This is a genomic window from Embleya sp. NPDC056575 (assembly GCF_042793325.1).
Lineage (GTDB): Bacteria > Actinomycetota > Actinomycetes > Streptomycetales > Streptomycetaceae > Embleya.
The window spans coordinates 151048-171668 of record NZ_JBHTVA010000006.1 but is presented as its reverse complement, the minus strand read 5'-3'; the positions used below and the strand labels follow the sequence as shown (position 1 = coordinate 171668).

The window sequence follows — 20621 nt, the reverse complement described above, 5'->3', positions numbered from 1 at the left end:
GCGGGAGAAGAAGACTTCGGCCGCACGCCACTGCCTCCGATGCCCGTGGGTTACCCGCCCGGAAGTCCAATTCGATCAGATTCGGAGTCCGCAGAGTAATGATGTCAAGAATCCGCAGAAGCAAAATCGTCTCCCGTGCACTCACATGCGTCGTGGTCGCTCTCGCCATCCTTGGGGGTACCGTCCAGCCGTCTTCCGCGGACGTCCGCCCCGGCACGGTAACGTGGGTTACCACCCATATCGTCACCCTGCAAAGCACCGGCCAAGACGGCAGGCAGATATATTACGACACGATAGACGAGATCCGTCGTGTAGCGGGTCATCCCGTCGCCGGTTCACTGAGAGAAACTCAGCCCTACAACGGCGGATTGATCGCACTCGACATCCGCAACGTGGTGAACCAGCGCGTAGGAGTTCTGTTTATCAATCCCCACTCGCTCTACATCGCAGGATTCATGACACGGGAAAACGTCGTCTATTATTTCATGGACGCGAATGCGATCGCCATCTCGGAGATGCGGAACTTCGCTTCGAGCATCGGCGGGCGCGCGGTGGAGGCGGCGATAACCGGTTCGTACGCCGACTGGAACCGTGAGATCGAGCTGACCGGCGGCAGTCCTCAGGAGGCATACGACGCCTCGGATTTCCTTCACGAGGCAGGTCGCCTCTTCGACATCATCCCCTACGAACAAAACCCCCGTTTCCGCAGGATCGTCGCGGACGCCATGAACGCCCTGTCCGCTGCCTATAGCGAAGGCGTACGCTACACGAGCTGGCGCGACCGGGCGGGTAACGCCATGGCCCTGCCGTTCGACGGCAACGAAGCCCGGATCTACACCCCGCAGACTCGGGAACTCCAGACAAGTACGGTGTCCTTCTCCCACTACCTGTACGAATCGCGGGAGATTCTGCGGAACAGCAATCCCGACTACGTTTTGCCGAGGCCGTTCCGTTTCGGCGCGCAGAACGGGACGGTCGAGACCCGCCGACAGATCGAGAAGTACGCCCGACTCTACATCTCGGACATCACGAAATAGCGGCGGCATCCCATGACGGTCCGTCGAGGCTCGCGGCGGACCGTCTCCCTCGGGCCGGGGACGTCCTGACGTCTCTCAGGAGAGGCGTTTTTGATCCCTGTCGCGGACTGTGGGTCCCCGGGGACCGCCGGACGGCGGCAAGCGCCACCCGGACGCCGAAGGGAGCGGGCTGGATTCCCCGCAGCCCGACCAACCGCTCTGAATATTCGACCACTTCGCACAGCGAGAATCCGGACTCCGCCTCGATCAGCGGCCGCAGTTCGTCGATCGCCGCGGCGAACACCGGCTCGCCGGCCGGCAGCCCTCGGCACATGCCGGGCCGCTGTGAACCCTGTCCGGTGAAGACGAACACCGGGCCCGAGTGCTCGGGGGCAACAGCGGTGAACCCCAGACCACCCCGTCCACTGCCTCGTCGGCATCGAACGCACGGGCGCGAAAGGCCAGTTGCCGGCGATCCCGCGCGACGACCGTCGCCGGTACTCCGCGTGCGAACGTCGCTGTGCCAGGGTGTGTGCCACGTCCGGCAGCTTCGAGTGCGCGCCGGGGCCCTCGGACCGGGCGACGAGTCGGGAGACAGCACGGGCCAGGGACTGCGGAGAGTTGCCCGATACCGCGAACAGCCGGAGCACAGCCTCGCGCCACCCGACGAGCACCCGGAGGCGGCGGACCGGTAGGACCGAGCCGGGCAAGTCCTGACCTCGATCAGGACAATTCGTCGGGATGCATGCCCTGGACCTGAATTGCAGGTCGGCGTCGGTGAAGGACATCGAGCGGGTTCGGATCAGTTGCCCGTCGAGCAGGACGTGGACGGTGCGGTGGGAGATCCAGGCGGTGACCGTCCGGCCGACCAATGACGGGCTGAACTTCAGGCTCCACGCGCCCGGCAACGGGTGTGGGGCCGCCGCGAGCGGTCCTTCGGGCCGTCCCGTCCGCCCTCGCGGAATCGTCGCAGCCACGTGTGCAGGGACTGGCGCGACGTGCCGTACCGGCGGGCGACCTCGGCCACCGTCGACCCGTCGAGCACCTCGACCACCGCACGGAACCGATGCTCCACCGTCCAGTCCTCGTGCCCTGCCGCAGGCGATTCCGGTATTTCGATCATGCTCAACGCAACGACGACCGTCAAGAACATCCCCGGACCGCCGAAGACCTCCTGCGACCGTCAATCATGTCCAGCGACTTCCGCGTCAAGGAACTCCTGGGACTGCACACGTCACTCGCCCAACCCCGTGAACACGCCCGCGAGAACGACCGGTCCCACGGCTGAGCGGCGACGAAGAGCTTGCTCCGCAGTTGGGTCGGCTCTCGGAACCCACGCACCGGCCGACACGGCCGCCTCCCCGCAAGAAGGGGACTTTCCCTTCTCGTCACGCGTCCGGCGTCCCGAACAAGAACGGGAAACGTTCCGAACAAGGCGCTGACCAGGCCGGACAGCTCCCGGACTGTCCGGGACGACGATCCGTCCTTGCCTGGTCTCCGGGGATTGGCCAGCCTTTCGTCTTGTCATCGGGATCCATGCACCGGGGGCGCACGTCCGCCCCGACAGCCGAGACCCACACCACGACACGTACAGGAGTAACCGATGAACGGAATCAGGAAGATCACCACCGTCGCGGCCGCCACCGCGATGAGCGTCGGCCTGCTCGCGGTCCCTTACCGTACGTCCGCGTCACGCCCGGCCGGGCAGGGCGGTTCGTGCCTCGGCCGGACGCGTCCGGTGCCCCCGACTCCGGCGGGTCATCGGCGGCGGGCTCGCACCATTTGCGTCCGGGGCGATCCCCGGCGGGTACGGGCCGGCCAGTACGCGGTGCGATGACGACCTCGATCATGTCAGGCGCCCGTCACCCTACGATCACCACGGCGGGCACACCGTCACGACGATCCGGGTGCGCTCCGCAAAGCTCTCGAGGTCGTGGGTCGGGATCGTCCGTAACGTCCCCGTCCGACCCGCGCCGACGACGCCAAGCGCCGGTGTCGTGAACTCCCCCGTCCATGAGTGTGGTTGAGGCCGGTCAAAGTGAAATGAGTACGCGTATTTCCACTCGCCACCGCTACCAGCTCGTCCAAGAACAGGGTCTTTCAGTGGCCGACGGGATCCGCGGAAGTCGGCTTGAACGCCGCAGGCACGATCTCGCCGATCCCGCTCTGCGCTCCCGCACGATCCTGGCCGTTGCAGCCCGGTGGGGTTTCACGGATGGCGCCAACTTCAGCCGCGCTTTTCGAGCTGCATACGGCATGCCTCCCGGAGAGTATCGCCACCTTCACGACTTTGGTGCCGTGCGAGAACTGACAAGAGCCGCGCAGGCCACGACAAGAACTTTCTGACCGTTTCTCGACACACTGGTTCCGGGGAATGACCGATCCTCCTGACTGCGGACGAGCCTTCGTACGGGTGGCTTCGTTCAATACGGACAGTCTGGTGCCCGTTCGGAACAATCGATCGGCCTATGCGGGGTTGGTCGGGCGTGCTCGTGTTCGAAACCCCAATCACAACACACGATTCGGCACCCACGAACGAGAGGAGGTGCGTCGACGGTGACGACGATGTCGCTCGAACGGAAGTTCGCCATCGGCGTGGCGGGACTGTCCGCGTGGAGCTGGGCGATCGGTGCGCGTGCGAGGCGCGCCGGCAGGCGCCGACGCGAGGCGGAGTTCTCCGTGATGCCGCGCGGGGACGGCACCGTGGTCGAAGTCGATCAACGGCGCCCGCCGGACGCCGCGTTCGGCGTGGTCTTCTTCAACGGACTCGGCCTGCCACACGAGGAGTGGACCGGTGTTCGCCGGTACCTGCCCGAGACCGCCGCACACGTCGGTTACAACCGGCCCGGCCACGGCCTCAGCAGCCCGCGCGACGGGGTCACTCTGGAAGAACAGTTCGAGATCGTGGACGAGCTGCGCGACCGCTACCTCGACGGGTTGCCGGTCGTCCTCGTCGGGCACTCGCTCGGGGGCCACCTGGCCGCCGCGTACGCCGAACTTCGCGGTGACACGGGGCTGTCCCACGTCGTCATGGTGGATCCCACCGTCACCGCCGACCTCCGGGCCCGGGCCGGCGACTCCGCCGACGCGTGGACACGGCAACGGCTGTTGATGGAACGCGTGTGGGCAGTGGCGGGGCTCAACGTCCTGCGGCCTCTCGGATCGTTCGGAGGACACTTCTCCGACGAGATCAGGGCCGGCCTCACCCAGTATCACGCGCTGCCTCGCACATGGGCCACCGCCTACCGGGAGTACCTGGCCGCGCATTCCTACCGACCGGTCCGCGGCCTCGGCGTGCCGTTGCACGTGGTGACCGCCCTCAAGGGCACGATCGCCGAGCGCCATCTGGCCTCGCAGCAACGGATGCTGGCGCTGTCGGAGCGTTCCCGACATCACGTGTACGAGGGCGTCGACCACATGGGCGTCGTCGCCGACGAGAGGTGTGCGAAGGCTCTCGCGCACCTGGCCTCCCCCGAGAGCCGGCCGTGAACGGGCAACGCGCCGTGTACGCGGCGGTATCCACGGGGCTCGCCGTGTGGCTCGTCAACACCGCCGCCGGGCAACTTCCGGACCAACGGTTCGACCACCTGCTCGAAAAGGGGCCGCTGCGCCTCCTGCGGGCACCCAACTGGCGCTTCTTCGGGCCCAATCCCGGGGTGTCGGACATGCATCTGCTCTACCGCGACATCGTCGACGGCGCGGCGACTCCCTGGTCGGAGATCGAGGCGATCCGAGAGCGGCCCTGGTACAGCCTGTTCTGGAACGCGGGCAACCGAGTCCCCAAGGTCGTCTTCGACGCTCTCCAAATCATCGTCAAGGCGGCCCACGAGTCCGGCTCCGAGATGCCCAACCTCGTCGCCAGCTCCGGCTACCGACTCATACGGCGCTACCTGACGACGTGCGTCGCACACGAACCAGGTGCCCAACACACGCAGTTCATGATGTTGCAGGGGCATCCCGAGACCGCCGAACGGTACCGGGTGCAGCCCATGTTCGCCTCCGAGCACATACCACTCAAGCCCGCGCAACCGCCGGCCGACACCCCCGCGGCCGTCCCTGCGCGGTAGGTCGCGTCGACCGGGGATTCCGCCCTCAGGCCGCCGTGCGCGCTGGTCGCCTGCGCGCGTGAGGACGGAATCCCCAGCCGAAGCGGGCGCCTGACGCGCCGCTGGGGAGTGGTCGACGTCATGTCCGAGCACCATCGAGGAGATCCGTCACCGGATCCACAAGAAAGGTATGGATCGAATGTCTCTCGTAACCGAGTTCGCGAACGAACGCCTGATCGAGGTGTCGCCGGGGCTGCTCACGGCGGCCGATGTCGCCACGGGGCTGGAGTCCCCTGCCGACCCCGTGATGGCCACCTTCCTGACCGTCACCTGCCCCGAAGTGGTCGCCCTCGTCGGCGCCGCGACCGGGGCGCTGGCGGCGAACGTCTACAACTATGTCTCCCGCAACGGCTGACACCCGGCCGACGGCCTGAACACCGCCGGTCCGGCATTCGGGACCGCCGACCCCGACGCGCACGCGCGTCGGGGTCGGCGGTACCCGCCCTTGTACCGGACATGCGCACGTGCCGTACCCGTGCCCGACCGTTGCCCACTGCGAGACCGCAAGGAGAACCCGTGCTCCGTCGTCTGGCCCGGAGGGCCGCGTCCCTTACCCCGCCGGACCCCGCCGTCACCGCGCGCCGACTCGCCTCCGCCGGGACACTCATCGCCGCACTGGAGACGCTCAGCCGGCACGAACGTTTCGCGAAGGGTGATCTACTGGGGAGTCAGATCGACGCCTTGGAACCGGAGTTCGCCACGCGGCTGCCCGGCCTGCATCGTGCGCTGGCGTCGACGGCGTTCCCGTACGCCCTTTTCGGCGCGCAGGCCGCGATATCCGCGGCCACCCTGATCTGGCCGAGAAACCGTGCGCTCCGCGTCGTGGGCGGCGCCACTCTGGCCGCCCTGCAGAGCGTGCAGGCCCAGGTCATCCCCTTCGGCCGGGACGGTGCCGACCAGTTGCAGATGGTCATCAACGTCACCATGGCCTCCACCGGGCTGATCGCCGACCGCGCACGGGCCGACGATCTCGCGATGCGCACCCTCGCGCTGGAGACCACGATCTCCTACGTGTCCTCGGGACTGGTGAAACTCGTCTCCCCGGTCTGGCTGAAGGGGGAAGCCGTGGCGGGAGTGATCCGCACCAAGAACTACGGAGACCCCCGTGCGCACAAGGTCCTGTCCCGCTACCCGACGCTCGCCAAGGCACTGTGCTGGGGCACGATCGTCATCGAGTGCGGGTTCCCCCTCATCTATGTGCTCCCCAAGCCCGCGGCCCGCGTCTACCTCGGCACGATGACGGCGTTCCACATCGGCATCGGCGAATTCATGGGGCTCAACCGCTTCGTCCTCGCGTTCGGCGCCACACACCCGGCAATTCACTACGTGCTGACCCGACGTAGGTGCGAACTGGCCGTCGAACCGCAGCCGGTGGCGCGTCCAGACGCGCCGGCCCGGCGCACCGTATCCCGGCCCACAACGCCTCGGCCCGTCGCGGCACCCGTCGCCTGAACCGCGACCGATCACGGAAACGGAGAACTCATGACGATCGCGGACAACGGCTACGGCAGGCAGTTCGGCGCCTGGTACGACCGCATGTTCCAAGACGAAGCCGCGACCCGGACCACCGTCACCGCCCTGGCTTCGCTGCACCCCGAACCCGACTGGGGCACACTGGAATTGGGCGTCGGCACCGGCCGCATCGCGCTGCCGCTGTCGCACCGCGTCGGCCCGATCACCGGAGTGGACTCCTCGCCCGAGATGTTGGCGGTGCTGGAGAAGAAGCCCGACGAGGGAATGGTGACCGCCGTTCTCGGCGACATCCGCACCTATGCCGACGATCGGCAATATGGCCTCGTCTACTGCGTCTGCGCCACCCTCGCCCTGGTCCTCGACCCCGACGGACAGCGGGAGGCCGTCGCGCGCGCGGCGGCGCGATTGCGGCCCGGCGGCAGACTGTTGGTCGAGACGCACAACCGTCCCGGTGTCGAGGCACTCCACCAGGGGCAGGCGCGCACGACGATTTTCATGCCGTACCCCGACCCGGACACCGGCGTCCAGTTGAACGCCACACTCCTCGCCGGGAACCGCATCTGGCAGGTGTCCACCATCCTCTTCGAAGCCGACGGCACCCACCGCATCGGCACCGAGATCGCGCACCTGCTCACGCCCGACGAAGTGGACGCCTACGCGGAAAGCGCCGGGCTGCGGCCCGACGGGCACTTCGGCGACTGGCGGCTGCACGAGTACGCCCCCGAGGGCGGGGTCTTCGTCGCCTCCTACACCAAGCCGGCATGAACCTCCGCGAGACGGTGCGCCGGCACCGCGTTCTGTTGCTCGCGGGCCTGGTCATGAGCCTGGTCGGCGCCGCGGCCAAGCTCGCCCAGCCGTGGATGTTGGGCCGCCTGATCAAGGCCGTCGCCCTCGACGCGTCGCTCGTCGGGCCCATCACGCTGATCGTGTTGTTCTTCGTCGCGGATGCCATCCTCGCCGCGGGACAGGCCTACGCGATCGGCCGCGCCGGGGAGAACATCGTCTACGACGCCCGACGCGACCTCGGCGGTCGCCTGCTGCGCAGCCGAATCCCGGACTTCTCCCGCCTGGAGCACGGCGACGTCTTCGCGCGGGTCGTGTCCGACACGTCCATCGCGTGCCTGGTCGTCGCCCAGTCGACGACCCAACTGGTCACCTCGGTCTTCATGCTGGTCGGCGGCATCGTCCTGATGGCCAGGATCGACTGGCAACTGCTGCTCGTCACCGTCGGCTGCCTCGGTCTGGCCGCCGGTTGCGCGCTGCTTCTCGCCCGCCGGCTGCGCATCGCCGCGCTCCAAAGCCGCGAGTCCGTGGGGGCGTTCGGCTCCGGGCTGCAACGGGTGCTGGGCGCGCTCACCACGGTCAAGGCGTCGCGCGCCGAGCAGCGGGAGACCGAGGAACTCGCCCGCCTCGCGGATGGTGCGCGGCGCAGCGGGATCCGCGTCGCCGGGTTCGGCTCCTTGCTCGCCCCGGCGATGAACATCGGTACCCAGCTCACCCTCGCCTCCGTCATGTGCTGGGGCATGGCTCGCGTGGCCACGGGCTCGCTACCCGCCGCGGACCTGACCGCATTCGTGACGTACCTGTTCTATCTGGTAACACCGCTGGTCCTGCTGTTCCTGTCGATCGGCCAGATCCAGCAGGGGCGCGCGGCGATCCAACGCGTCGGGGAACTGGGCACGATCCCGCAGGAGGAACACGAGGAGGAGCCGCGGCACGACTGGGTCGAACCGAGCGGAGGCGGCGAGACGTCCGCGAGGCGATGGACGGGCGAGCCCGCTGGTGGGCCGTCGGAGTCGGCATCCGCGGTCGAGTTCGACCGGGTCCGTTTCGCGTACCACGCCGACGCTCCCGTGCTGCGGGGCGTGTCCTTCACCGCACCGCGTCGCGGACTGACCGCGATCGTCGGCGGCTCCGGTGCCGGGAAGACGACCCTGTTCCAGCTCGTCGAGCGCTTCCACCGGCCCGATGCGGGCACGATCCGCGTCGCGGGCCGCGACATCGCCGCCTGCCCGCTCGCCGAACTGCGCTCCCGGGTCGGCTACGTCGAACAGGACGCGCCGCTGCTTCGCGGCACGATCCGAGACAACCTGACGTACGCGAACCCGGACCCCGAACCTGCCGAGATCCACCGCGCGTTGCGGCTGGCCGGGCTGGACGACTTCGTCGCCGACCTTCCCAACGGGCTCGACACCGAACTCGGCGAGCGCGGCGCCGGGTTGTCCGGCGGCCAGCGGCAACGGCTCGCCATTGCACGTACGCTGGTGCAACGACCGGAGGTGGTCCTGCTGGACGAAGCCACCGCGCATCTCGACAGCGACACCGAGGCTGCCCTGCGGGACACCATGACCGAAGTCTCACGGGAATGCGCGGTATTGGCCATCGCGCACCGACTGTCCACGATCGTGCGCGCCGACCGCATTATCGTGCTGGAGAACGGCGGGGTGCGAGCCGTCGGCACGCATCGGGAGTTGCTCGTGTCCGACGAGGTCTACCGGCGGCTTGCCGGAGGGCAGTTCGCTACGCTGGAGGCGCCGGCATGACCCGCCCGGATGTCGCCGTCGTCGGCAGCGGCCCCAACGGCCTCGCCGCCGCCGTCACGATGGCCCGAGCCGGGCTCACCGTTCACGTCCACGAACAGGCCGACACCATCGGTGGCGGCCTGCGCGGCGAGGCACTCTTCGACCCGGTGATCCGGCACGACCTTTGCGCGGCCGTACACCCCATGGCTGCGGCCTCGCCCTTCTTCCGCGAGTTCGACCTCGTGTCGCGCGGCGTCGCGCTGACAGCGCCCGCGATCTCGTACGCGCACCCCCTCGACGGGGGTGCCGCCGCCCTCGCGCACCGCGACCTCGACCTCACCTGCGACGGGCTCGGCCCGGACGGGCCGCGCTGGCGACGGCTGATGGAACCGCTGATCCGACGCGGCTTGGGGGTCACCGACCTTCTCCTGTCCGATCTGCGCTCCCTGCCACCGGACCTCATCGCCCCTGCGCTGCTCGGCCCGCGCGTGCTCGGGCACTTCACGCGCGTGAACGGCCTGCGAACCGAACCGGCCCGAGCGCTGCTCACCGGCGTCGCGGCCCACGCCGTCGGCCGACTGCCCAGCCTGCCCGCAGGCACTGTCGCGCTGTTGCTGGGGCACTTGGCCCACACAACCGGCTGGCCGGTGCCGCACGGAGGCAGCGCCCGCATCGCCGAAGCCCTGACCGACGACCTGCGGGCGCACGGCGGCACCGTGTTCACCGGGCACCGGGTCACCGACCTCGCGGAACTCGACGCCCGCGTCGTGCTGCTCGACACCACACCGCGCGGACTCCTCGCGCTGGCCGGGGACCGCCTCCCGCAGCGCCACCGCCGGGCGTTGGACCGCTTCCGGTACGGACCGGGCGCCGCGAAGGCGGACTTCCTCGTCGGTGAGCCGATCCCCTGGACCCATCCCGACGTCGGCCGCGCCGGGACCGTCCACCTGGGCGGAACGCGCGGCGAAATCCTCGCGACCGAGAACGCGGCGGCCCTGGGACGGGCGGCCCCAGAGCCGTTCGTGCTCGTTGTCGATCCGGCCGTGACGGACCCCGACCGCGCGGTAGCGGGTCACCGCCCGGTGTGGGCGTACGCTCACGTGCCGAATGGGGACGTACGCGACCCGGTCGCGCTGATCACCCGCCGGATCGAGCGGTATGCGCCCGGGTTCACGGACACGGTGATCGCGGCGCGGGGTATGTCGGCGGCCGCATACGAGGCGTACAACCCGAACTACCCCGGCGGCGACATCGGGGCGGGCGCCGTGACGCTTGCGCAGTCACTGTTCCGGCCGGTGCCCGCGTGGCATCCGTACCGCACTCCCCTGCCCGGCGTGTACCTCTGCTCCGCTTCCACACCGCCCGGCCCGGGAGTGCACGGCATGTGCGGCCACTTGGCCGCCCGAGCCGCGCTGCGGCGCGAGTTCGGCATCACCTCCACTCCTGGCCTCGCGCCCGCCGCGGGACGGCGCGGGGGGTAGTCGGCGGGTCCGAGTCAACGGTGGAAGAGGCCAATGAGCCTGTGAGGTTGGTTGGTGTGTGGTGTGTGGTGGGTGCGGGCTGGGGTGGGGTGGTGCAGGTTGGGTGAGAACGTTTCGTGGGCGTCCGGGCCAGGGCCGTGAGGGGCTTGTCCTCGGAGTGTCGCAGCTTTGTTGGAAAGGCTCGGGTGTGGCAGACCCACCGGGCAGCCGGCCAAGGTCGAACTCCGCGACGTATTCAACGCGATCCTCTACGTCAATCGAACCGGAATCCCCTGGAAATACCTCCCGCCCGACTTCCCGAACCGCGTGGCTGGCGATCGCGCTTCCTGGTGTTGCTGCTCGTACTCGACTGGTGGCACGTAGTCGAGCGCCGAGTGCAGGCGTTCCTCGTTGTACCAGCCGACCCATTGAACAACGGGACCGCCTGAACAACCGAAGAACGACTCTACGAAACCCGGGTCAGCTCAGGTCGGGCACGGACGGCGACTATGACCGGGCATGCGAGGTGATGGATTGCGTCGGAAACCTCGCACTGCCTGACGGAGCAGAGGCACTGCTCCTCGGGGATGAACCCCTGTCGACGGCCTACCTTCCCGAGTTCCGAGTCATCGTCCGCTGGTACTACGCGGAGAGCGAGGATGGTGTCGCCGACATCATCCGGGCCGGGCTTCCCACCGCCGAGTGGGAACAGGGGCCCGTATTAAGCGTCTCTGGCGAGCTCGTGATGTTCGATGCCGCCCATGTCGGCGCCGAGGTCGGGACGCTCACGGACGGTGTCGTTCTCGAACTCGCAGCCGGCCACTACCAGGTGGACTCGGCAAACATCGAACCTGATGACCTGATGACCTGACGTCCTTTCGCGTTCGCCGGTTTGTCGAGCGGCATCGGATGACACCTTCTCGATCCGGGCAGCGACGCCACCACGGACCGAACGGAAAGCTCGGACTCTCCCGCGCGATCGCATCATCCGCGCGGGTGTTCCCGCGCCGGAGGAATCGGGTTCGGACGAAGGAGCGTCGATATGGGCGATTACCGGCGATGTGCCTATATCGGGGTCCGGTACCAGCGTCGGTGCACGTACGGCTCCACGAGGAGGATTCCACTGCCCGCGGTCGCCGCGACGGCGGCGCCTGCGGGTGTTCCCCACCCGGCCGCGACGACGCCGCCCGCGACGATCAGTGGTCGCGCCATGGTCAGCGGGCCGAGTCCGGCGAGGATGGCGAACGTGGCGAGGCGGAACGAGCCGGTGAGGTAGCAGAGCATCGAGGCCGCGACGATCCCGGCGTAGGGCAGCAGGACCGCGAGCATCCGCCATGCGGCCGCGTCGAGTTCGGCGTACCGGGCGGCGTGGTCGTCGGCCGCGCCGAGTAGGGCCAAGGCCACGGCGGCGCTCGCGGCGAGTACCAGCGCGCCCGCCGGCAGGCCGCGTCGGGCGGCTCGCAGGTCGGCGGCACGGCGACGGATGCGGCCGTTGCGGCCGTTGGAGGCCCGGTAGCCGGCCAGTGCCGCGTCGATCATGCCGAGGGCGACCAGCAGCGCCACGCTCATCCGGTCGCCCCCTGGAGCCTGCGGGCGTCCTTGCCGAGGGCGGCGCGCAGCGGGGCGAGGAGGTCGGGGCGGACGCCGAGTATCGGGCGCAGTGTCGTGCACAGGGGGTTGCTGCGTCCTGTGGGTTCGTGGATGAGCGGTACGAGTGGGTGCGCGGCTCGGGCGGCGTGCAGGAGGGTGGTGTCGTCGTGGGCGCGGCGGGCGGAGGTGGTGCCGTCGTGGCGTCCGAGGGGGTCGCGCATGCGGGCGCGGTGGAAGAGCCAGGCGCCGAAGGGGGCGATGCGGGTGGTGGCGATGTCGTAGTGGCAGAAGGCGACGGTGCCGGGGGTTGCCTGGGCGGCGAAGAAGGCGTGGAGGTCGGGGCCGCGGAAGTGGTGCAGGAGGCCGGTGGAGATGTAGACCGTCGCCGCACGCGTGGCGGCACCCTGAGCGGTGGTCGCCTCGGGGGTGGTGTCGTCGAGCCGGAAGGCGTTCGCGCGTACGAACCGGCAGGGGAGTTGTTCGTCGTCGGCGAGGCGGGTCGCCTCGGTGATCAGTGCGGCGTGCAGGTCGGCGCCGACCAACTCGACGTCGGGGCCCAGCACTTCGTGGGCGGCGAGCCACCGCACGACATGGCCGAGGCCGCAGCCGACGTCGACGACGCGGATGCGATCGGGCGCGCCCGGGGTGGAGCGGATCGCGGTGAGCAGCGGCCCCAGCAGGTGGGCGAGGCGTTCGGGGATGCGCAGTTCCTCGCTCAGGCGCTGGAGTTCGGTGTGCACGGCGACCAGGCGCCGGTCGACGTACGCCGGATCGAGCAGGCCCCCGTCGAGCACCGGCAGCCGCGCGGCGATCCGCGCGCCCCGGGCCTGACCCGCGGCGCGCAGGGTGGCGACCACGTCGGCGCGCGCGACCGGGACCCGCTCGAGCGAGCCGGGCGCGTGGGCGACGATCAGGTCGGAGACTTCGAGACGGGACACCGGAGCACGATACGCCGCAGGTCCCGCGCCGGGCGGTGAAGTCGCCTCGGGAATGGGGCGTTTCGTCGGACTCCTCGGCGCCTTCCTGTTCGTCGGGCTCATCGTCCGCCGGCGCTTCGCGGAAAGCGAGGGAGGACGGTGTCGCCGACATCGTCCGGGCCGGGCTTCCCACCGCCGAGTGGGACGAGGGGCCCGTGCTGGGCACCACCGGCGAGCGCGTGATGTTCGATGCCGCCTACTCCGGCTCCGAGGCCGGAACGCACACGGACAGTGCCGCTCTCGAACTCGCAATGGGCCGTCACCGCGTGGACTCGGCAAGCATCGATCCCGACGACGAGCCGTCCCTTTCGCGTTCACCGGGTCGCCGAGCTGATCTGATGCGACGTTGTCAGGTTTTGAGGATGTCGCTGCTGAGGATCATTCCAGCAGGATCAATTTGCGCCCGAGTCCGAACCCGGCTCGACCGTAGGCCGGGCTGAGCCCGCAGTGGAGCTGCGGCAGCGTCGAATCGGCAGGGGAAGCAGCCTGTGCCGCCGAAGGGTGATGTTGCCGAGGTCCGGATCCACTTGCGTGGAGCCGTGACGCAAAGTCAGGAGTTCGGCATCTCGTCTTCCCGGGGCTGGACTTGGGCCTCGATGATCCTCCGGGTATGGGTGATGCCGCGTCGCCATCGGGGACCGTCGCCGGTCTCGTCCCAGAGGTCGGCGACTTCGGAATCCGTGGCCAGGACCCGGCCGAGTGCTTCGACCGCAAGCGCGCGCAGGTCGAAGGAGAGCGGCGGGACGGACCCCTGGGGGCCGTGGCAGGAGTCGATCGGCACTCCGGCGGGACATTGGGCTGCGATCAGTGCGGCGGCGGCGACGGCTTCGGTCCCTTCGAAGGCATCGAGGTAGCCGTGTGTGGCGATCGCGGTGGTGAGTGCGTTGCGGATGATGCCTTCGCGGTCCGCTGCGGGAGCTTCGTCCAAGGTGTCGGCGAAGTCGGCGCCCATGTCGTTGTCGAAGGGACCGATGTCCCAGGTGCCCATGCCGTTCCTCTCACGTTGCTCTTTCGCCGACGTTCGCATGAGTCACCGACACGCGGCTCATGACGCGATCACAGGTCCCACCCGGACCGACCGGGGGGCCGCGACGGCCGGGCGTCAGGGATCGGTGCGCCGAACGCTGCGCGCGCAGGCCTTCACGGTCGTGGCCGCGGTGTCGAGGAAGAGCGTGAATACCCAGGCTCGATCGGCGGTCCCGCGCCCAGGCGCAGCGGCCGGTGTTCCTCGTGTTCGAGGATGGTGACCGTTTCGGCGAGGCCGAGTGTCGCGAGGTTGCGCCGGCGGGGGTGTCGGAGTCGGCTCCGGTAGGTGCGTAGGAGTCGGTCGGGGGGATTGCGCCGTCCCACAGCTCGAACGTGCCTCAGGACAGGAGGGCTTGGCGTGCGGGGCCGCAGGCCGGTGTCTGCCCGGCGAGCATCCCCGCGAGGTCGTCGCGCCTCACGTGCGGGCCGTGTCGATGCCGAGGGCGCCGGGTGGCGGCCGGTCGTTGCCGAGATTCGGCGATCCATCCCGGGCCCATGTCGAGCGGAACGGACACGACGATCCCGGTGTCGGGGCCGTCGTGGACCTCGACGACGTAGGGGTCGTCGGCGACGAGGCGCAGGTACGCGGTGCGTCCCGACCCCGGTCAGTCGGCGGTGAACGGCTCTTCGCGGTCCGCGTGTTCGGCGTTTTACACGGCGTCCTGAATCCTCTCCCAGTCGGCCAGATCTGGCAGCGATCACGGGGAGTCGCCACGGTCGGTCACTGGCACTCGGTTCCGAACCGCGAGCCGGTGCGCGCTCCCGCCGCGCTACGCCATGTGACGCTCCGTCACATCGTGTTCTGTCGGACTGGCTCGCCCTGGACAGGACACTGACGAGTCGCACTCATGCGGTGCCGTCTCGGGATGCGGGTCGAGGGGCTCCCGACGACACGTAGCGGTGGCCCCAGTTTGAAAAGGCGGGGTCAGTCGTCGCTGGGCGTCATGTCGTATTCGCCGACGTCCAGATCCGCGCCGGTTGCGGCAAGGAAGTCCACCACCGCGCGGTCCAGGCGCCGGCCGAAGAGGTTCGTGTCGTCCACCGAGCTGGAGGGCTTCTCGTCATGCCGGTTGAAGAAGCGTTCGACCTGGAGAATCGTGCCCCGGGGCCTTCTTCGGTTGCGAGACGGGTTGTCAAGAGCGTTTTGTTCCTGCATGAGTGCAATATGGCTTCGCAGCGTTGGATTGATCCGCAAGGTTGGGACCGTAGGCGTCTCTCGTGACGGAAGCGGCTCAAGACGCTCCGAATCTGTCCGGTTCGCTACCTTCACTCCTGTCTGATCCCACGACGCCCCGGTCCGCCCCCGTTCACACCTTGGGCAGGTCGGCCGCCGGGCGCTACCAACGAGGCATGACCGGACATCGGCGCTATCCCAGTGATCCGTCCGACGCCCGTTGGAAGTTGCTCGAACCAACCCTGTCGGCCTGGCGGGCCGAACGCCGGGGCAACGGACTGGACTTCGGACGCCCACCCGAGCACGATCTGCGTCGCATCATGGAAGCGATTCCGTACGTCGACCGCACGGGGATCCCCTGGCGATACCTTCCCCGCGACTTCCCACCATGGGAAACCACCTACGGCTACTTCGCCCACTGGCAGAGGGACGGCATCCTCGAGAAGCTCAACGGGGTCCTGCGGCGCCTGGTTCGCGAACGGGAGGGCCGCGACGCGGAACCGAGCGCGTGCGTGTTGGACGCGCAGAGCGTCAAGACCTCCGCCAACGTCCCCACCGCAGGCCAGGGCATCGACGCCGGCAAGAGGATCGTGGGAAGGAAACGCCACGTCGGCGTCGACACCGTCGGCCTCCTGCTCGCCGTGTGGGTCACCGCCGCGAGCGTCTCCGACAACGCCGGCGGCATCCACCTGCTCTCCGCGATCGCCGCCGCCCACCCGCGCGTCACCAAGGCCTGGGTCGACGCCGGCTCCCGCACCAAGACGATCGAGCACGGCGCGACCTTGGGCATCGATGTCCGGGTCGTGCAACGCGACCCCACCGTCAAGGGATTCAGGACCCTCCCCAGACGTTGGATCGTGGAGCGGACCTTGGGATGGCTCATGCAGCACCGCCGTCTCGCCCGCGACTACGAAACCCACCCACACCGGTCCGAAGCAATGATCCACCTCGCCATGATCGACCTCATGAGCAGACGACTCACCCACGAGAACACCCCGAACTGGCGCGACCCCTGAACCCGGAACCAAACACGATTCACAGGACAAAACGCTCTTTCAGAGGGCGTCTGAGAAGGGTTTTTCAGGGAAGCTGACTTGGTAGTCGCTTCTCTCGGGGGATGCGGGTCATGGTCGGGCCACGTGCCGTGTATGGAACGGATCTGTCCGATGTGGAGTGGAAGGTCCTGGCTCCCCTCGTGCCGCCGCCGAGGCCGGGTGGTCGACCGCCCAAGCACCCTCGGCGCGAGATCCTCAGCGCTTTGTCGTATTGGCTTCGGGCCGGCTGCGCGTGGCGCCTGCTTCCGCACGACTTCCCGCCGTATCAGACGGTCTACCACTACTGGCGAACGTGGCGGATCGAGGGCCGGTGGGAAGCGATCCCGGCGACGCTCCGCGAGCGGGAACGCGTCCGTCCGGACCGTGATCCCACACCGAGCGCCGGGATCGTGGACAGCCGGAGCGTCAAGGGCACGGAACGGGGCGGATGGCACGGATACGACGGCGGGAAGAAGGTGACGGGCGTCAAGCGTCACCTCCTGGTCGACACGCTCGGGCTGGTCATGGCGGTCTGCATCAGTCCCGCGAACGTCGACGACCGCGACGGTGCCGAAGTCCTTCTCGCCCGCGCCGCCGGCAAGTTCCCGCGACTTCGGTACCTGTGGGCCGACCGGGGTTACCGCGGCCGGGACTTCGCGGACGGCATCCGCGAAACCCACGGGATCACCATCGGGGTCGTCCAACGCCGCGACGGCGGCTTCCGAAGCACCCGGGCCCCGGCCGGGGCCCGCCACGAGAGGTACCCCCGTTCGCCCTGGTCCCCCGCCGGTGGGTCGTCGAGAGAACCTTCGCCTGGCTGGGACGGTACCGGCGACTGTCCAAGGACTACGAATATTGCCTCGGCAGTTCCGAAAGCGCCGTCTACCTCGCCACCATCATGCTTCTGCTCCACCGAACCGGAGCAAGAACGCGCTCCTGAGCAACCCTTCTCAGACGCCCTCTACTGCCGGGCTGTCGCCGGTACTCGGGCATGACCCACATCGGAACCGGCGCCCACGGGCTACCTTGTTTTTCGAGACGTCTGCCAGGGTGCCGGCGTCGGCCTGGCCCGCCCCGTGCCCTGATGAGCGGCTCGTCCGCCGTTCGGCGGCGTGACCCATCACAGTTCTGACACGGAACCCAGGGTCGGGTCAGCCGTGCTTGCGGAGGCGGGACCTGCGGTTGGCGAGCATGGTGACTGGGCAGATGCCGACCGCGCCGGTGAGGAGCGGGAGCGGGCCCAGGGCCGCGAGGGTCCACCAGCCGCCGCCGAGTGTCGCGCCGGCGGCGATCATGGCGGTGCCGGCGGCGATGCGCAGGACCCGTCCCGGCGGGCTGCTCATGAAGGCGAGGAAGGTCACCCGCTGCTCTTGGTCCCGGCGTCGGGTACGGCTGGTCACGCGACGAGGGCGGCGAGGGCCGCGTCGAGGCGGCCGGCCGCCTCGCGGGCGACCGGCTCCAGGTCCGCGTCGCCGCTGAGCGCGACCATGGTCATGGGGTCCAGTGCCTGGACGAGGGTGCGCTCGCCGTCGCGGCGCACGACCACGTTGCACGGCAGCAGCAGCCCGATGGCGCGATCGGCGTCCAGAGCGCGGTGGGCGAGCGCCGGGTTGCAGGCACCGAGGATCAGGTAGTCCTCCATCTCGGCGCCGAGCTTGGCCCGGAGCGTCGCGGTGACGTCGATCTCGGTGAGCACGCCGAACCCGTGGGCGGCGAGCGCGTCGCGTACCGCGGCGACGGTGGTGGTGAAGTCGGTGTCGACGCTCACGGTGCGGTCATAGCCCATGTCAGGCCTCCTTCGGTGAACCCCGAGCAGCCCCAATATACCCCCACCCGTATTTTTGTATACCGGTGGGGGTATCGACTACCGTTGTCTTGAACGTACCCCCGGGGGTATCCATCAGGAGGCTTTGTGACGACCACCGACCCCACCCGCGCCACGGCGCGGAACGCGACCGCGCCGCAGCCCGGCGCCGCCGCCGACCCGCCGACGCGTCTCGGGCTCCTCGGGCGCCTCGGCGTCCTCGCCGCCGGGCGCCTGCGCCTGGTCGCGGTGCTGTGGCTGGCACTGGTCGCCGGACTGGGCGCGTTCGCCCCGCAGGTCACCTCCGCCCTCGCCGGCGCGGGCTGGCAGGCGAACGGCTCGGAGTCCGTCGAGGTGCGCGACCTGGCCCAGGCGCACTTCGGCGGGAACGCCTCCTCGGCGCTCCAGGTGGTCGTCGCGGCCGACCGTCCGGTCGACGACCCGTCCGTACGCGCCGTCGTCGACCGCGCCACCGTCCTACTGCGCGCGGACTCCCGCATCGCGGAGGTCATCCCGCCACAGAGCGGCGTCACCATCAGCCCCGACGGGCGCACCGCGATCCTGCTCGCCGGCGCCCGGGCCGACACCAACGACATGGTCCGGGCCGCCGACGACCTCAAGAGGCCGCTCGCCGCCCTGTCCGGCGGCGGCGTCGAGGTCTCCGCGACCGGGGCCTCGGTCCTGTGGAGCGACTTCAACAAGGCCAACCACGACGCGATGATCAAGTCCGAGATGCTGTCCTGGCCCGTCACCCTCGCGATCCTGGTCCTCGCGTTCGGATCGCTGGTGGCGGCCGGACTGCCGTTGCTGCTCACCCTCGCGGGACTCGCCGCGTCCGCCGGAGCGCTGGTACTGCTCAACCACGTCACGCCCACGTCGGTGTGGGCGATGAACTTCGCGATGATGTTCGCCCTGGCACTCGGCATCGACTACGCGCTGTTCCTCGTGGTCCGGTTCCGCGCGGCCCTGGCCCGGCACGGCGACGGGCGACGCGCGGTCGGCGAAACCATGGACACCGCCGGCAAGGCCGTCCTGCTGTCCGGCGCGACCGTGCTGGTGAGCCTGTCCGCGGTGATGCTCGTCCCGGCCCCCGCGTTCCGCTCCATGGCGCTGGGCATCATGCTGGCCGTCGCCTTCGTCCTCGCCGCCACCCTCACACTGCTCCCCACCGTGCTGGGCCGCCTCGGCCACAAGGTCAACGCCGCCGCCCCGCCCTGGACCCGCCGCAACGCCGACCGGGCCGGCGCCTCCGTCGCGTTCACCTCTTGGGGCGAGCGGCTGTGGCGCCACCCGCTGCGCTACGGCCTCCCCGCCCTGCTGGTCCTGATCGCCCTCGCGGCCCCGATCATCGGGCTGCGCACCGCCATGCCGTCCATCACGGTGGTCCCCGAGGACTCTTCGGCCCGCACCGGATACACCGCCGTCCAGCAGGCGTTCGGCCGCGGCGCCCCCGGCATGCTCCAGATCGTCACGCCCACGGCCGCGGCCGACGCCACCGCCGCCGCGCTCGCCGGCGACCCAGGCATCGCCGCGGTCATGCCCGCCCGGCACGCGGACGACGGCTCCGCCCTGACCCTGCTCCAGGCCATGCCGGCCGTCGACCCGTCCGACCCGCACCTGGCCGACACCGTGGACCGCCTGCGCGGCACCCTCCCCGACGACGCGAAGATCGGGGGCGCGGCCGTGGAGAACCTCGACCTCCAGGCCACCCTCGACGCCAAGACCCCGCTCGTCCTGGGCGTCGTCCTCGGACTCGGCTTCCTCCTGCTGGTCCTCGCCCTCCAGGCCCCGCTCGCCGCGCTGCTGGGCACCGCCACCAGCCTGCTCGCCACCGCCGCCGCGTTCGGCGCCGCGCGCCTGATCTTCCAGGACGGCCACGGTTCCGGCTTCCTCGGCTTCACCCCCCAGGGCTTCCTCGACGGTTGGGCCCCGGTGTTCTTCTTCGCGATGATCTTCGCCATCGCCATGGACTACACCGTCTTCCTGCTCGCCTCCGCCAAGGAGCACTACGAGAAGACCCGCGACCCCCGCCAAGCGGTCGTCGGCGCGCTCGGCCACTCCGGACGCGTCATCTTCGCCGCCGCCGCGGTCATGGTCGCGGTCTTCTTCACCTTCGCCCTCTCCGGACCACTGCCCCCCAAGGAGATGGGCATCGTCCTGGGCCTGGCCGTGCTGCTCGACGCCGCCCTGGTACGCCTCGTCCTGCTGCCCGTCCTCCTGCGCCTGACCGGCCACGCGGCCTGGTGGAGCCCGAGGTGGCTGCGCCGGGTCCTCCCCGACGTCCGCTTCTCCCACGACTGACCCGCCCGTCGGCGGGACTTCGGCGGCGGGGCCGGGGCCCCCCCCCCCACCCCCCGCCACACCACCCCCCCCCCCCCAAACCCCCCCGGGTGCCAAGGGTGGGCAGGGAACGTAGGCGACCCCATGACCGGGGACGAG

Annotated in this window: 20 protein-coding genes and 4 pseudogenes; 15 read left to right on the top strand and 9 right to left on the bottom strand. The window is 69.6% G+C overall.

The annotated features are described in order from the left end of the window. The first annotated feature begins 152 nt into the window (after nt 1-152). Nucleotides 153-1037, top strand: coding sequence for a hypothetical protein (locus tag ACFRCG_RS06860; protein WP_380029528.1), 885 nt, complete (start codon nt 153-155; stop codon nt 1035-1037). Here ACFRCG_RS06860 and ACFRCG_RS06855 read toward each other — a convergent pair. Together ACFRCG_RS06855 and ACFRCG_RS06850 are read right to left on the bottom strand one after the other, a co-directional pair. After that, nucleotides 1027-1389 carry an acyltransferase domain-containing protein gene (locus tag ACFRCG_RS06855; RefSeq protein WP_380029526.1) on the bottom strand — a complete coding sequence of 121 codons (363 nt, stop codon included), beginning with the start codon at nt 1387-1389 and terminating at the stop codon, nt 1027-1029. The genes ACFRCG_RS06860 and ACFRCG_RS06855 overlap by 11 nt on opposite strands. A gap of 531 nt (nt 1390-1920) precedes the next feature. Next, a pseudogene (locus tag ACFRCG_RS06850) lies at nt 1921-2139 on the bottom strand (helix-turn-helix domain-containing protein); the annotation flags it as partial. An 890-nt stretch (nt 2140-3029) separates the two neighbouring features. On the opposite strand from ACFRCG_RS06850, the gene ACFRCG_RS06845 reads away from it, so the two are divergent. The 9 genes and pseudogenes from ACFRCG_RS06845 to ACFRCG_RS06805 form a co-directional block, all read left to right on the top strand. After that, complete coding sequence (locus ACFRCG_RS06845) at nt 3030-3362, top strand: helix-turn-helix domain-containing protein (protein ID WP_380029524.1); 333 nt, start codon at nt 3030-3032, stop codon at nt 3360-3362. Between the two features lie 219 nt (nt 3363-3581). Next, the gene (locus ACFRCG_RS06840) at nt 3582-4505 is read left to right on the top strand and encodes an alpha/beta fold hydrolase (RefSeq protein WP_380029522.1); all 924 of its coding nucleotides are present in this window, start codon (nt 3582-3584) and stop codon (nt 4503-4505) included. Beyond that, nucleotides 4502-5083, top strand: coding sequence for a hypothetical protein (locus tag ACFRCG_RS06835; RefSeq protein ID WP_380029520.1), 582 nt, complete (start codon nt 4502-4504; stop codon nt 5081-5083). Before ACFRCG_RS06840 ends, ACFRCG_RS06835 begins: the two co-directional genes overlap by 4 nt. Nucleotides 5084-5261: 178 nt before the next feature. Continuing rightward, entirely contained in the window at nt 5262-5477 is a 216-nt protein-coding gene (locus ACFRCG_RS06830; protein ID WP_380029518.1) for a linaridin-like RiPP, read from the top strand. Nucleotides 5478-5638: 161 nt separating this feature from the next. After that, complete coding sequence (locus tag ACFRCG_RS06825) at nt 5639-6574, top strand: hypothetical protein (RefSeq protein WP_380029516.1); 936 nt, start codon at nt 5639-5641, stop codon at nt 6572-6574. 30 nt (nt 6575-6604) lie between these two features. Next, nucleotides 6605-7360: a methyltransferase domain-containing protein gene (locus ACFRCG_RS06820; protein WP_380029514.1), complete on the top strand. Its 756-nt coding sequence runs from the start codon at nt 6605-6607 to the stop codon at nt 7358-7360. Further along, a complete protein-coding gene (locus tag ACFRCG_RS06815; protein ID WP_380029512.1) occupies nt 7357-9138 on the top strand; it encodes an ABC transporter ATP-binding protein in 1782 nt (593 codons plus the stop codon). The genes ACFRCG_RS06820 and ACFRCG_RS06815 overlap by 4 nt, the downstream gene beginning before the upstream one ends. Beyond that, on the top strand, nt 9135-10598 hold the full coding sequence (locus ACFRCG_RS06810) for a phytoene desaturase family protein (RefSeq protein WP_380029510.1): 1464 nt from the start codon (nt 9135-9137) through the stop codon (nt 10596-10598). Before ACFRCG_RS06815 ends, ACFRCG_RS06810 begins: the two co-directional genes overlap by 4 nt. 165 nt (nt 10599-10763) lie before the next feature. Continuing rightward, nucleotides 10764-10898, top strand: a pseudogene (locus ACFRCG_RS06805) (transposase); the annotation flags it as partial. On the opposite strand, the pseudogene ACFRCG_RS06800 reads toward ACFRCG_RS06805, so the two are convergent. Then, nucleotides 10847-10996 (bottom strand): annotated as a pseudogene (locus ACFRCG_RS06800) (hypothetical protein); the annotation flags it as partial. The pseudogenes ACFRCG_RS06805 and ACFRCG_RS06800 sit on opposite strands and share 52 nt — an antisense overlap. Between ACFRCG_RS06800 and ACFRCG_RS06795 the strand changes: the two are divergent. Further along, entirely contained in the window at nt 10951-11448 is a 498-nt protein-coding gene (locus ACFRCG_RS06795) for an Imm21 family immunity protein (RefSeq protein ID WP_380029508.1), read from the top strand. The pseudogene ACFRCG_RS06800 and the gene ACFRCG_RS06795 overlap by 46 nt on opposite strands. A gap of 194 nt (nt 11449-11642) precedes the next feature. On the opposite strand, the gene ACFRCG_RS06790 is transcribed toward ACFRCG_RS06795, so the two are convergent. Then, the gene (locus ACFRCG_RS06790) at nt 11643-12146 is read right to left on the bottom strand and encodes an oxidoreductase (protein WP_380029506.1); all 504 of its coding nucleotides are present in this window, start codon (nt 12144-12146) and stop codon (nt 11643-11645) included. Beyond that, nucleotides 12143-13105 carry a class I SAM-dependent methyltransferase gene (locus ACFRCG_RS06785; RefSeq protein ID WP_380029504.1) on the bottom strand — a complete coding sequence of 321 codons (963 nt, stop codon included), beginning with the start codon at nt 13103-13105 and terminating at the stop codon, nt 12143-12145. The genes ACFRCG_RS06790 and ACFRCG_RS06785 overlap by 4 nt, the downstream gene beginning before the upstream one ends. Before the next feature lie 35 nt (nt 13106-13140). Between ACFRCG_RS06785 and ACFRCG_RS06780 the strand changes: the two genes are divergently transcribed. Beyond that, complete coding sequence (locus ACFRCG_RS06780; protein ID WP_380029502.1) at nt 13141-13584, top strand: Imm21 family immunity protein; 444 nt, start codon at nt 13141-13143, stop codon at nt 13582-13584. 110 nt (nt 13585-13694) lie between these two features. Here ACFRCG_RS06780 and ACFRCG_RS06775 read toward each other — a convergent pair whose 3' ends face one another. Together ACFRCG_RS06775 and ACFRCG_RS06770 are read right to left on the bottom strand one after the other, a co-directional pair. Continuing rightward, nucleotides 13695-14132 carry a DUF4259 domain-containing protein gene (locus ACFRCG_RS06775; protein ID WP_380029500.1) on the bottom strand — a complete coding sequence of 146 codons (438 nt, stop codon included), beginning with the start codon at nt 14130-14132 and terminating at the stop codon, nt 13695-13697. 963 nt (nt 14133-15095) lie between these two features. Further along, nucleotides 15096-15365 carry a hypothetical protein gene (locus tag ACFRCG_RS06770; RefSeq protein WP_380029498.1) on the bottom strand — a complete coding sequence of 90 codons (270 nt, stop codon included), beginning with the start codon at nt 15363-15365 and terminating at the stop codon, nt 15096-15098. Nucleotides 15366-15520: 155 nt separating this feature from the next. On the opposite strand from ACFRCG_RS06770, the gene ACFRCG_RS06765 reads away from it, so the two are divergent. Then, nucleotides 15521-16360 carry an IS5 family transposase gene (locus ACFRCG_RS06765; protein ID WP_380029496.1) on the top strand — a complete coding sequence of 280 codons (840 nt, stop codon included), beginning with the start codon at nt 15521-15523 and terminating at the stop codon, nt 16358-16360. Between the two features lie 110 nt (nt 16361-16470). Next, nucleotides 16471-17318, top strand: a pseudogene (locus ACFRCG_RS06760) (IS5 family transposase). A 211-nt stretch (nt 17319-17529) separates the two neighbouring features. Here ACFRCG_RS06760 and ACFRCG_RS06755 read toward each other — a convergent pair. Together ACFRCG_RS06755 and ACFRCG_RS06750 are read right to left on the bottom strand one after the other, a co-directional pair. Next, nucleotides 17530-17778 (bottom strand): YgaP-like transmembrane domain, encoded by a 249-nt coding sequence (locus tag ACFRCG_RS06755; RefSeq protein ID WP_380029494.1) that lies wholly within the window; start codon nt 17776-17778, stop codon nt 17530-17532. After that, nucleotides 17775-18164 carry a DUF302 domain-containing protein gene (locus ACFRCG_RS06750; RefSeq protein WP_380029492.1) on the bottom strand — a complete coding sequence of 130 codons (390 nt, stop codon included), beginning with the start codon at nt 18162-18164 and terminating at the stop codon, nt 17775-17777. Before ACFRCG_RS06750 ends, ACFRCG_RS06755 begins: the two co-directional genes overlap by 4 nt. A 126-nt stretch (nt 18165-18290) precedes the next feature. Between ACFRCG_RS06750 and ACFRCG_RS06745 the strand changes: the two genes are divergently transcribed. Then, complete coding sequence (locus ACFRCG_RS06745) at nt 18291-20483, top strand: MMPL family transporter (protein WP_380029490.1); 2193 nt, start codon at nt 18291-18293, stop codon at nt 20481-20483. The last annotated feature ends 138 nt before the right edge of the window (nt 20484-20621 follow it).